This is a genomic window from Nonomuraea sp. MG754425, from assembly GCF_021699195.1.
In the GTDB taxonomy this organism is placed as follows: Bacteria; Actinomycetota; Actinomycetes; order Streptosporangiales; family Streptosporangiaceae; genus Nonomuraea.
In genome coordinates, this window is sequence record NZ_SSXE01000068.1 from 1 (window position 1) to 11,123 (window position 11,123).

An 11,123-nucleotide genomic window follows, 5' to 3' on the forward strand; every position below is an offset into this window, starting at 1 on the left:
GTCGCTGCACAGGCAGGGGGAGCCGGCGGGCTGGTACGGCAGCAGCCAGGTGCGGGCCTGCGCGTCGAGGACGCCGATGCCGGAGGCCCATTTGATCTCGCCGAGGGGGCGGGTGAGGTCGCCCATCTCGCCGGCCCAGGACAGGTGTTTGTCGGTGCCGGTGTTGGACAGCCGGATCTGGACGACGAGGTGCTTGCCCTTGACGCGGTTGAGTCCGACGACCTCGACCTTGAGGTTTTCGGTCATGGTGCTGCGGGTTTCGGCCAGGGCCGGCCGGGTGTCCTGACCCGATGCCTCGGCGGTGGTGGGGGGTGGAGCGCTGGTGGCCGGGGCGCTCGACGCCGGCGCGGTGGTGGCGGGCGGGGGTGCGGCGGCCTTCGTCGGCAGCATCCCGCACCCGGTCGTGGCCAGCGCGAGCACGGTCGTCAGGGCCAAAATCCGGTGAGCCATGGGGGAGAACCTATCTTGTCCGAAATTGTGGCGTTCGGGCCGCATGAGAGCGCCTGAGGTGTCCCGCCCGCCGGTCGCGCATACGACACCGCCAGGAGCAGGCCCGAACCTACGGCAACTCCTGCTGGTCGGTGCATCGGTCGGCGCCCGGGATCGCGATAGTCACCCGCGAGTCCTCAGGCTGCGACATGACCCGGTTTCGTGCTGCGGGCCGGGGTGACCGAAGGACGAGCGATCAGGCGCGTTGCAGCGCCGCGCGGCGGCGGGCGTGCGTCCTGGACAGGGAGATTACCTGACTGAGCATCACCTGGAGCCGGGCTCGGGCCGGTTCCTCCGCCGGGGAGCCGGTCTCGTCGATCAGCGCACGGTCGCCGGACAGCGTGACCCCCAGCGGCGTGGGCCAGCCGCGCAACGCGTGCCCGATCGTCCTGAGCATGGCCAGGGTGGTGGTGGCGCCCTGCTCTCCCTGGGCCAGCGCCACGCAGCCGATCGGGCGGCCGTCCAGCAGGGGCCGGTCGGGGTCGGCGAGCTCGTTGACGTAGTCGAGAGCGTTCTTCAGCAGGCCGGTCACCGCGCCGTGGTAGGAGGGGGACACCAGGACCACGCCGTCGGCACGTTCCATGACGTCCAGGTACTCGCGTACGGAGGGGGGAACGTCGGCGGCCGGGCGGTAGAAGGGGAACTGCAGCTCGACCCCTCGGAACACTCTCGCCCGTACGCCTTCGCCGACGCACCGGGCCGCGCACCACGTGGCGACGCGGTCGGACTTGGAGCCGCTGGTGAGCGACCCGCTGAGCAGGACGACCTCCGGCACGGCACTCATACCGGTGCCATTTCATTCTCGACTTCGTCCGGAATGAAATTGACATTGCTCGTGTCGTATTCGAGTTGAGCAGACCCTGCGACGCCGGAGTCCATATCGAAACGGCTTTCCATGGAATCGGCTCCAGCGGTGTCGGCGCATCAAGTGGTCTTTATCTTGACAAGATCATTAATTCATGTCAATGCCCTGACCGGGGGCTTTCAAGATTGCTGCCCTCGCCAAAAGGATATTTTCGGCGTGTTTCGACAAATGCTCCGGAGATCGGAGATGCCTGGTCGCACAAATGGGTTCGAAGCCCATGGCGGGGCCTCGTCTCGAATGGCAAAACTACATATTGCCATTGGCTGATTACGCAATGTAGTGTCCCCAGGTAGAGGCCATGATCCGGCGGCGGCGGTTGTTTCGGCACGGCGCCGCTCGCTGGTGGATCGCCCACGGAAGGGGAGGTCATGCCGGTTTCACTGTCCAGCTCGGCCGCTCGGATCCACGAACCGGTCACGAGCAGTCGGCAGTCGGCCGCGGTCTGCGCGGTCGCCGACCTCGTACGGACCGGCCGAGGACCGGCCGGATGACGGCCGACGGCGCGGACACCCCGCTGGCCGTCGTGCTCTTCTCCGGCGGGCTCGACTCCACGGTGCTGGCCGCCCACTATCGCCGGACCCACCGGCTGCTGCTGCTCTCCTTCGACTACGGCCAGCGGCACGGGCCACGCGAACTGGCGGCCGGCCGGGAGGTGGCCGCGCACCTGGCCGCCGAGCACCACACGGTGACGGTGAGCGGTCTCGGCCCCCTCCTCACCGGGTGCTCGCTGACCGACCGCAGCCAGACCGTACCGAGCCTGGTGCCTTCCGAGGAGGCCCTGAGGTCGATCACCATCCCCAACCGCAACGCCTTCATCACCGACATGGCGGTGGCCATCGCGATGGCGCGCCACGCCGAGGTGGTGGCGCTCGGGGTGCACCACACGCGAGAGGGATATCCGATGCCCGACGGCCGGCCCGACTTCTTCGCGGCCTACCAGGAGATGGTGCGCCTGGCCTCCCGCGGCTTCCACACGCCCCGGGTGGAGGTCCCGTTCGTCGGCATGCAGAAGGAGGAGATCGTCGCCTACGGCGTGCGACTGGACGCGCCGATGGACAGGAGCTGGACCTGCTACCTCGACGGCCCGGTCCACTGCGGCACCTGCCTGGCCTGCCTGACCCGCAGGAGCGCCTTCGCCCTCGGCGCGGCGCCCGATCCGACCGTCTACGACAGCGAGGCCATCGATGACCCATCAGATCCGCGTCCGGCATAACTTCGAGACCGCGCACCGCCTGCCGCACCTGGCCGGCAAATGCGTCAACCTGCACGGCCACTCGTGGTGGGCCGAGGTCACCGTGCGGGCGGGCCGGCTGAGCGAGGACCAGACGGTCGTCGAGTTCGGAGCGTTCAAGAAGGCGCTGCGGGCGTTCATCGACGAGCATCTCGACCATGGCGCGATGCTGGGCGCCGGCGATCCGCTCGCCCCGCTGCTCGCCGCGCACGGCAGCAAGGTCTACCTCTTCGGCGAGCCGCCGTACGCCCGCGATCTGCCCTACCCGACGGTCGAGGCGGTGGCGGTGCTGCTGGCCAGGGTCGCCCAGGTCATCCTGGACGACCAGCCGCGCGCCGCCGGCGCGACGGTCAGCCGGGTCGAGGTGACCGAGACGCACGTCAACGCGGCCGAGTTCGTGCCCCGGTCCGGCTCGCCGGGCGAGGAGCAGGCGCCGAGCGGCGTCCCACTGGCCTCCGGGGTGGCGCCGTGACCGTCGAGGACCTACCGGAAGAGGTGGTCTCCGCCGTCGTCGCCGATCAGGCTTCGCTGCACGCGCGGCGGATGATGGCCGCGCTGGGCCTCCCGCTGGACACGCCGGGGCTCGCCGACACCCCCGCCCGGCTCGTGGCGGCGCTACGCGAGCTGACCGCCGGACTGCGCGAAGACCCGGGACGGCATCTGGAGGTCACCTTCCCCCCGGAAGCCGCCAAGCCCGGCATCATCGCGGTCACCGACATGCCGTTCATCTCCCTGTGCGAGCATCACCTGCTGCCCTTCGTCGGCACCATGACGGTCGCCTACCTGCCCGCGCCCGGCGCACCCATCGTCGGCCTGTCCAAGCTGGCCCGGATGGCGCAGGGGTTCGCCGCCCGGCCGCAGGTGCAGGAGCGCCTGGGCGAGCAGATCGTCGAAAGCCTGTCGACGCGGGCCGACTGCCTGGGAGCCGCCTGCCACGTGACGGCCGAGCACTTCTGCATGACGCTGCGCGGGGTCAAGGCGGCCGGAGCCAGGATGACCACGCTTCACCTGAAAGGCGCCTTCGACCACGATCCGGTCATCCGCGACGGCTTCCTGCGCCTGCACCAGACCTGAGGCTCCGTCACGAGCGTGTGCTCCCACCGGCGCAACCACCCGTCCGCCTCACTCATGTCGTGCTCCGCCGCCGTGGCGGAACTCGATGACGGACAGCCGGCCCACCTGACGGACCGAGGTGACGGTCAGGCCGGTGGGGGCCGCCAGATCGGCGATCTGCCCGACGCTGCGCTGGCGTCCGCCGAAGAAGACGAGCATCCGCAGGTCCACCATGGCGATGAACGGATCGGTCAGATCGGTGGGCTCGATCACCAGGACCGAGCCGGTCTCTCCCGCGGCCTCGGCGCAGCGGCGCAGGATGCGGGTGGCGTCCTCGTCGTCCCAGTTGTGCAGGATGTCGTACAGCAGGTAGCCGCCGGCGGCGGGCAGCGGGTCGAAGAAGCTGCCCGCGACGACCTCGGCCCGGCCGGCCAGTCCGGCGCGGGCGAGGCGTTCGGTGGCCGCCGCGGCCGGGAGGGGCTGTTCGAGCAGGGTCGCGGTGAGCGTGGGGTGGGCGTTCAGCAGGGCGATCAGGAGTTCGCCGGTGCCGCCGCCGACGTCGATGAAGTGGCGCAGGCGCGACCAGTCGTAGCCTGCGGCGAGGGCGGCTGCCGCGTGGGAGGTCTTGAGCGCCATGTCGGCGTCGAAGGAGCCCGACCAGGCCGGGTTGGCGGACAGATCCTGCCACAGCGGACGGCCGTAGCGTTCGGCGTAGGTGGCCCTGCCGGTGCGCACGGCCCGAGCGAGGTCCACGAAGCACAGGTCCGCGCGGCCGTGGCCGCCGTCCATGTCCAGGGCGCGGCGGGTCTGATCGGGATGCTCGTCCCGCAGACAGTCACCCAGTTCGGTCAGACGGTAACGGCCGTCCGGACCCTCGGCGAAGACGCCGACGGCGATCAGGTAGTTCATCAACCGGCGCAGCGCGCCGACGTCCGCGTCCGCGGCCCGGGCCAGCGAGTCCGCACCGTCGGCGCCGGCCGCCACGTGGTCGGCCAGTCGCAGGGTGGCGGCGGTGCGGATGGCCAGGGGCCTGGTCAGATCGGCCAGTTCCCGCATGCTTGGCGGCTCGGGCACGGACGGCTCCTCGGGTTCGTCGGTGTGGGGGAGTGCCACCGGTCGGTCAGACGAGAACGTCCGCCACGGGGTCGCCGAACAGGATGCCGCCGACCTTCTCCACGACCCGATGCTGGGCGGCGATGTGCTGGCACGCGGTGATCGCGTCGCGCAGCCGCCGCTCCAGCGGGGTCCTGCCGCGATAGACCGCCTCCCCGCCGACCAGGTCGTAGAGCGTCTGGACAATCTGGCGGGCGGTGTGGAAGGCGTGGTACCGGGCCAGTACGGGCAGCGCCTGGTCACGTGCGGTCAGCGGCACCTCGGCCGCCAGTTGGAGCCACTGGCGCTCCAGCGAGGCGTACACGCCGGCGCGTGCGGCGGCCAGGAGCATCTCGCACTCGGCGACGGTGCTCCGGACCCGCGAGGACTGCCGCCAGGAGGCGCCGCGGCGGGGCGTCTGCTCCTGGCCGAGGGCGTAGACGTAGTCGAGGGATGAGCGGGCGATGCCGAGCGGGATGCCGGACATCTTCCGCAGGAGCGCGTCCGGATGGTACAGCGGGCCGCGGCGGTGCGGGGCGCCGAGCCGGAAGGTGTGCTCGTACGGGACGAACAGGTTCTCGACCGTGTAGTGGCGGCTGCCGGTGCCCGCCAGGCCCGTGGTGTGCCAGGTGTCGTCGAGGATGACGTCGGCGGGCTCGGCGAGGAACATCAGGACCTGCGGACGTTCCCGCTCGTCCAGCACCGGCCGGCCGTCACGGTGGACGACGCAACCGCCGGTGATGCGGTCGGCGTGGGTGCAACCGCTGCCGAACGCCCAGCGGCCCTCGATCCGGAAACCGCCGTCGGTCTCGTGCGCGCGTCCGACGGTGGCCACCTGACCTGCGGTGATCATGTCCAGCTCGGGATACATCCGGCGAGCCGCGTCGGGCCCCAGGTGGCCCGCGTAGATCCCGGAGTCCATGCCGATCATGACGCACCAGCCGGTCGAGGCGTCGGCGACCGACACCTCCTCGACGAGGGCGACCTGCTCCATCGAGGTCATCTCGGGCCCGCCCCAGTCGGCCGGCATCGCCGCCCGGAACACCCCGCACGTCCGAAGCACCTCCACCAGGTCCCGCGGCAGGTGCCGCTGCTCCTCGGCCTGCTGGGCGAACTGTTCGACGTGGGCCAGCGCGCCGCGGACCCGGGCCATGATGTCGCTTCCCGTGAGAACTGCCGCCGGGCCGGGCTCGTCTGCCGGGCGGTGGACGGTTGGCGTTTCGGTGGACATGGGCTGCACATCCTTAGGCTCGATCGTGACGCCCGGTCCGCCGTCCGCGCCGCTTCCTCCGACGCGCTCTCCGAAACCGGGCGCTCGGCCGGGACGTTCGCGAGGGCAGCAGGGTCTGGTCATCGGAATGACAATGTCGCCAGCCCTTACCGGTCAACCGACATCGCCGTATGTCATGAACGAGGACAGCCAGCCCTTGCTCTTTGCATAGAGTTATCATCCGGCTACTCTCGGTGCAAGGATTTCTGTCCCGAGGAGCCGCGATGAGTCCCCCAGCCGCCCCACCTCCGCCCGCGGCGGTCTGCGCCACCGGGCGCCATCGCGACCTTCCGTACTTCCCCGCCGGATGACCCGCCGCCCCACCGCAGCGGACTGGACGGCCCTGCGCCGGCGGATGCGCGGCGAGGTCATCCTCCCCGGCGACCCCGGCTACGCGACGGCCCGGCGGATCGCCGACCCCCGCTTCCATCAGGCACGACCCCGTGCCATCGCGCGCTGCTCGACGGAGGACGACGTCCGCGCCGCGGTCGACTTCGCCCGCCGCCACCGTCTCACCCCGCACCCCCGCTCGGGCGGCCACAGCTTCGCCGGCTACTCCACCGGCCCCGGCCTGGTCATCGACGTCTCCCCGCTCGACGCGATCCGCATCGACGACGCCCGAGCCCGGATCGGCGCCGGCAACAGGAGCGGACGGGTCACCCGGGTCCTGGCCGAACACGGCAGGCTCCTGCCGGTCGGCACCTGCCCGGAGGTCGGCATCGCGGGCCTGACCCTGGGCGGCGGCATCGGCATGGTCGGCCGTGCCTACGGCCTGACCATGGACAACCTGCGGGAGGCCGACATCGTCCTGGCCGACGGCAGTGCCGTCACCTGCGGCCCCTCCGCCCACCCCGACCTCTACTTCGCCCTGCGCGGCGCGGGCGCGGGCGCCTTCGGCGTCGTCACCGCCCTGACCTTCGACACCTATCCCGCCCCCGAGGTGCGCACGTTCTTCCTCGGCTGGCCCGGCCACCGCACGGCCGAGACCATCACCGCCTGGCAGCGCTGGTCCATGACGCTGCCCGAGCCGATGAGCACCCAGCTCTGTGTACGCGGCGGCGCATCCCAGACCTTGGTGATCGCCTGGTGGTGCGGAGCGCCCGGCGCCGGTGACCCCCTCGTCGCCCGGCTCGTCGCCGCGCTCGGCGAACCTGCTGCCGCCGGCACGCACACGTCCGGCTATCCGGACGCGATCACGCACCTCTGGGAGGTGCTACGGCCCTCTCCGGAGCCCGTCTACACCTTTCAGGAAGACCACCTGCTCGCGGCCCCGCTGCCGCCGAACGCCACGGCGCTCCTCGCGCGGCGGCTCGCCGCCCGTCCCGACACCATCCTGCTCCTCGAACGTCAGGGCGGCGCTCTGGGCAAAGACCCCACCACGGCCTGGGCGCACCGCGGCTGCCCCTTCGCGATGTGGTTCTGGAGCGAGGTCGCACCCGCGGCGGGCGTCGGCCGCGTCATCGAGGCCAGGAACCGGGTCGTCTCCCTGTGGCAGGAACTGCGGCCCTGGGCGTCCGGGCAGTCGTACCAGAACAACATCTCCCCACGCCGTCCGGACTGGGCCGCCGCCTACTACGGCGAGCACCTCGACCGGCTCCGCGCGATCAAGACCCGCTACGACCCGCACGACCTCTTCCACCACCCCCAGAGCCTCAGACCTGCCCTCCTGGCCGCCCGATCCGACTGAGGACCTACTTCGTCTAGCGCACGGTCAGCCGCCCCGTGTTGTACTGCGTGTTGCCGATCCGCATGAAGCCGATATAGCAGCCACCCTTGCTGACCCACCGTCGCAGTCCGCCGGTCACGACCTGGCCGGCACTGACATTTCCCGCGTAGACCCTTCGGCCGGCGGTGTCGCAGAGTGCGACGTACAGACCGACGTAACGCTTCGGACCGCTTCTCTTGTGATAGGAGGTCCTGATGAATGTGGTCTGATCCACCCCGCCGACCACGATGCAGAGAGGTGAGCCGGAGATGTTGTTACACCTCTGCCGTGCGAGCGCCGCATCCGCCGATGTCGGCGTCATGGTCACCACCATTACGGCCGCCGCAAGGGTCGCGATGACGGATCTATTCACAGACATGTGAACGTTGCCCCCTTGTTGAGTTCTGCCCCCTGCTGTTGCGCCCTCAACTTATCGGCCGCCGAATAGTCGGGCCAGGTCAGCGACAGGGCATTTCCCGGACATCACGCATCAGAGGTCAATACTTCTTCTGCTGGTCGCCCATCGGCAACCGGATGTCGGGCACGTCGGTATCCACGACGTAAACGGTCCGGATACGTGGGTCATCGGCGATGGCCCGGACGGGGCCAGGAAGATTCCGGGTGGAGAATCCGTAGATGAGACCGTCTCTCGCGTACTTTTGCAGGTGCTCAAGCTTGAGATTGAATTGATCGAGGACCTGCGCATCATCTTCCTGCAGCAGGCTCACCCATGCCCTGAATTGTGCGGTGAGCGGCTCTGGGTGCGCGTCGAACCGGCACGTGTCGAATCCTCGGTAGTCACAGGACGCCATCGGCTCCCAGATCAATGGCTGCCCGGGTGCCACCATCACGCTGCTCGGACTCCGCCACAGGGCGTTCACCTCCCTTTCCCTGAGCGGCTTGGTTAAGAGGACGAAGACCTGAACAGGCGTGTTGGAAGGGATGGCTTCGAGCAAGGTCTCCTGATCGCCCGGGGACGTCGCCTCACTGGCCGCGCTCAATATCGAGGTCAGTCGCCATGGGAGCGTATGCGGTGCCAGTACTTCGCCCGAATCCCCCCATCGCAACGCACCGGACCATCCTGGAGCTTCCCCCATCGCGCTACGCGGCCCCAGTTCCACTGGCAGGGCCCCGTCTTCGCAGGCGCTTCCGGGGGAGGCGGCACCGCTGTCCAGCTTGTAATCCCCGTGGGTTATGGCAAAAGAGTTGAGGGCGACTACCTGAAGGCGCTTGCACGAGGCGGCTGTCGCCGCGTCTGACGTACAGGAAGAAACGTTTCAGCCGCCCTGGGCGGCGCGGTCGAGGTATTCCTCGATGTTGAGGTAGCCGTCGCCATCGCTGTCGCCGTTGTGGTCGTCAGCGTTCGGGTTGAGTCCGTTGGCGGTCTCCCAGGTGTCGGGCATGCCGTCGCGGTCGGTGTCCCATCCGCTGGGGCTGTTCACCTGTGCGGCGTTCCACAGGTTGTTCCATTCGGTGGAGTTGGGATAGTTGATCAGTGTTCCGGTGGTGGTGCGCGTCTGGCTGACGATCCTGGTGTCGACGGCGTCACGCGCCCACCAGAACGCGCCGGCCCGGTCCAGGACCTTGCTCAGCGCCGTGGACGCGGGCTCGTTGGTGACGTTGGGGACGTCGAAGCGGGTGGACCTGTGGGTCGGAATCGCGGTGAACTGGTTCCAGGTGGCGTCCGTGCCGTTGGTCAGATCGGAGTCCCCGTCGTAGTCGACCTTGTTGCCCGACTGGTAGGCGCTCGTCCCGGTCGCCCCGACGTACACCTCTGCGTTGCTGGAATTGTGCCGCAGGTACGTGTTGCCGACGAAGTTGGCGTTGGCGAGCTGGTCCGTGCCGCTGTAGCCCTTGCCCTCGAAGACGACGTTGTTGCTCCACTCGACGTAGTTCACCGCGCCGGTCTCGTTGCCCAGGCGGGGCAGGCGGCTCAGGTTGTGCGCGAACAGGTTGTGGTCGTAGGCGATGTTCGAGCCGCTCACGTCGCTGCCGACCAGTGCGCCGTAGCTGTGTCCGTTGTAGTTCAGCCCTTCGGACACGATCGCGTACTGCACCGAGACCTGGCCGGCGCCGTCACTGGTGCTGATGCCTTCGTCGTCGGCCCAACTGACCGAGACATGATCGACGATGACGTCGTCGCCGGTGATCCAGATTCCGTCGTTGGTCGCCGTACCGGGATTGGCCTGGTCCTGCCCCGGACGGAACTTCAGGTGACGGACGATGATGTCGCTGCCCGTGATCTTGGTCGCCTGGCCCATGATCGTGACGCCCGGCTTGGGCGCGGTCTGGCCGGCTATGGTCAGGTTCTTCGCGCCGATCGTCAGCCAGCCCTGCCGCCCTGGAGGGGAGAGCCTGATGGTGCCGGCCACGTCGAACACGATCGTCCGTCCGGTGGCGGGCGCGGTGCTGATCCCGTGGCGCAGCGACCCCGCCTGCGGGCTGGTGGCGTTGTCGGTGAGGTTGGTGACGTGGTAGACGTCGCCGCCCCGGCCGCCGGTCGCGTACCTGGCCGGGCCCGCGGCACCCGGGAAGGCCGCCACCGAGCCGGGGCCGGAGACGAAGTTGAAGGACCACTGCGTCTGGGAGACGTCGGAGCAGGTCTGCTGCACGATCGGGTTGTTGCCGGCGGTGCCGGCGTCCTTGTCGGTGAGGCACAGGCCGGACGACGCGTTCCTGGCCAGGTACTTTCCGGACGCCGCGGTGGATGCGGTGAACGTCCAGGTCTGGTTGGCGGCGGCCGAGCAGGCGTTCTGGTGGAGTTGGGTGCCGGCCGTGGCGTCGGGCGCCTCGACGCACCTGCCGCTGTTGGCGTTGGTGAGCGCGAAGCCGCCGCCTTGCGAGACGACCTTGAACTGCTGGTGGGTGGCGCCGGCGGCGCACGCCAACTGTATGAGGAGGGCTTTGTCGCTGGTGGAGGAGGAGGCCACGTCGAGGCACTTGCCGCTGGCGGCGGAGACCACGGTGTAGGTGCTTCCGGCGACGGGCGCGACGGCGGCCCTGGCCGGACGGACGGACAGGGCCACCGTCGCGATCGCGACCGCCACCGTGAGGGCGAGCAGGGCCGCGAGGCCGGGACGCGCCACCATGGTTAACCTCTGGTGCATGAAGAACCCTCCGACAGAAGTTGATCGGATGTCACGCGGATGGTGTCAAAGCATTGCGGACGTATCAAGCCAGCCTTTCGACCGGGAAACCGCACGCTTCGGCTACCTTCTTTCTGAGTCCGTCCACGTCAAGGGGGCTTTCAACTTCCATGAGGGTCATCCGATTCCTCGGGCGTAAGACACCAGAACGGCTTTCGACATCCGACCATTTTCATGGAATTACCTGATTACAGCCCGCCGGCGATAGCGCGCGAACCAGGCCCGCCACTCGGATTCACCCGACGGGCCTCGAAGCAGCGCCGCGCCGGCCG

The 11,123-nt window shown here is 69.3% G+C and carries 11 protein-coding genes; 4 read left to right on the top strand and 7 right to left on the bottom strand.

The window, feature by feature from the left end; all coding sequences use genetic code 11:
• Both FAF44_RS23470 and FAF44_RS23475 read right to left on the bottom strand, forming a co-directional pair.
• The coding region (locus FAF44_RS23470) for a hypothetical protein (protein ID WP_237105386.1) at window positions 1-450 on the bottom strand (450 nt) is incomplete at its 3' end.
• A 235-nt stretch (window positions 451-685) separates the two neighbouring features.
• Complete coding sequence (locus FAF44_RS23475) at window positions 686-1,273, bottom strand: NADPH-dependent FMN reductase (protein WP_237105387.1); 588 nt, start codon at window positions 1,271-1,273, stop codon at window positions 686-688.
• A 568-nt stretch (window positions 1,274-1,841) separates the two neighbouring features.
• On the opposite strand from FAF44_RS23475, the gene FAF44_RS23480 reads away from it, so the two are divergent.
• The 3 genes from FAF44_RS23480 to folE are packed head-to-tail and all read left to right on the top strand — an operon-like array spanning window position 1,842 to window position 3,659.
• Window positions 1,842-2,567: a 7-cyano-7-deazaguanine synthase gene (locus tag FAF44_RS23480; protein ID WP_237105388.1), complete on the top strand. Its 726-nt coding sequence runs from the start codon at window positions 1,842-1,844 to the stop codon at window positions 2,565-2,567.
• Window positions 2,539-3,057: a 6-carboxytetrahydropterin synthase gene (locus FAF44_RS23485; protein WP_237105389.1), complete on the top strand. Its 519-nt coding sequence runs from the start codon at window positions 2,539-2,541 to the stop codon at window positions 3,055-3,057. The genes FAF44_RS23480 and FAF44_RS23485 overlap by 29 nt, the downstream gene beginning before the upstream one ends.
• Window positions 3,054-3,659, top strand: a complete 606-nt coding sequence (gene folE / locus FAF44_RS23490) for a GTP cyclohydrolase I (RefSeq protein WP_237105390.1) — start codon at window positions 3,054-3,056, stop codon at window positions 3,657-3,659. Before FAF44_RS23485 ends, folE begins: the two co-directional genes overlap by 4 nt.
• A gap of 48 nt (window positions 3,660-3,707) precedes the next feature.
• Here folE and FAF44_RS23495 read toward each other — a convergent pair whose 3' ends face one another.
• Both FAF44_RS23495 and FAF44_RS23500 read right to left on the bottom strand, forming a co-directional pair.
• On the bottom strand, window positions 3,708-4,712 hold the full coding sequence (locus FAF44_RS23495) for a methyltransferase (protein ID WP_237105391.1): 1,005 nt from the start codon (window positions 4,710-4,712) through the stop codon (window positions 3,708-3,710).
• Between the two features lie 46 nt (window positions 4,713-4,758).
• On the bottom strand, window positions 4,759-5,883 hold the full coding sequence (locus tag FAF44_RS23500; protein WP_237105392.1) for an acyl-CoA dehydrogenase family protein: 1,125 nt from the start codon (window positions 5,881-5,883) through the stop codon (window positions 4,759-4,761).
• Between the two features lie 424 nt (window positions 5,884-6,307).
• Between FAF44_RS23500 and FAF44_RS23505 the strand changes: the two genes are divergently transcribed.
• A complete protein-coding gene (locus FAF44_RS23505) occupies window positions 6,308-7,687 on the top strand; it encodes an FAD-binding oxidoreductase (protein ID WP_237105393.1) in 1,380 nt (459 codons plus the stop codon).
• A gap of 13 nt (window positions 7,688-7,700) precedes the next feature.
• Here FAF44_RS23505 and FAF44_RS23510 read toward each other — a convergent pair whose 3' ends face one another.
• From FAF44_RS23510 to FAF44_RS23520, 3 genes are all read right to left on the bottom strand, one after another.
• Complete coding sequence (locus tag FAF44_RS23510; protein WP_237105394.1) at window positions 7,701-8,027, bottom strand: hypothetical protein; 327 nt, start codon at window positions 8,025-8,027, stop codon at window positions 7,701-7,703.
• Window positions 8,028-8,202: 175 nt separating this feature from the next.
• Window positions 8,203-8,661: a hypothetical protein gene (locus tag FAF44_RS23515; protein ID WP_237105395.1), complete on the bottom strand. Its 459-nt coding sequence runs from the start codon at window positions 8,659-8,661 to the stop codon at window positions 8,203-8,205.
• 321 nt (window positions 8,662-8,982) lie between these two features.
• Window positions 8,983-10,812, bottom strand: a complete 1,830-nt coding sequence (locus FAF44_RS23520) for an RICIN domain-containing protein (protein ID WP_237105396.1) — start codon at window positions 10,810-10,812, stop codon at window positions 8,983-8,985.
• Between the last annotated feature and the right edge of the window lie 311 nt (window positions 10,813-11,123).

Coding starts and splice junctions, on each gene's coding strand:
- FAF44_RS23500 (WP_237105392.1), bottom strand. CDS start 5,883: ATGGCCCGGGTCCGCGGCGCGCTGGCCCACGTCGAACAGTTCGCCCAG.
- FAF44_RS23485 (WP_237105389.1), top strand. CDS start 2,539: ATGACCCATCAGATCCGCGTCCGGCATAACTTCGAGACCGCGCACCGC.
- FAF44_RS23475 (WP_237105387.1), bottom strand. CDS start 1,273: ATGAGTGCCGTGCCGGAGGTCGTCCTGCTCAGCGGGTCGCTCACCAGC.
- FAF44_RS23520 (WP_237105396.1), bottom strand. CDS start 10,812: ATGCACCAGAGGTTAACCATGGTGGCGCGTCCCGGCCTCGCGGCCCTG.
- FAF44_RS23510 (WP_237105394.1), bottom strand. CDS start 8,027: ATGACGCCGACATCGGCGGATGCGGCGCTCGCACGGCAGAGGTGTAAC.
- FAF44_RS23505 (WP_237105393.1), top strand. CDS start 6,308: ATGACCCGCCGCCCCACCGCAGCGGACTGGACGGCCCTGCGCCGGCGG.
- FAF44_RS23480 (WP_237105388.1), top strand. CDS start 1,842: ATGACGGCCGACGGCGCGGACACCCCGCTGGCCGTCGTGCTCTTCTCC.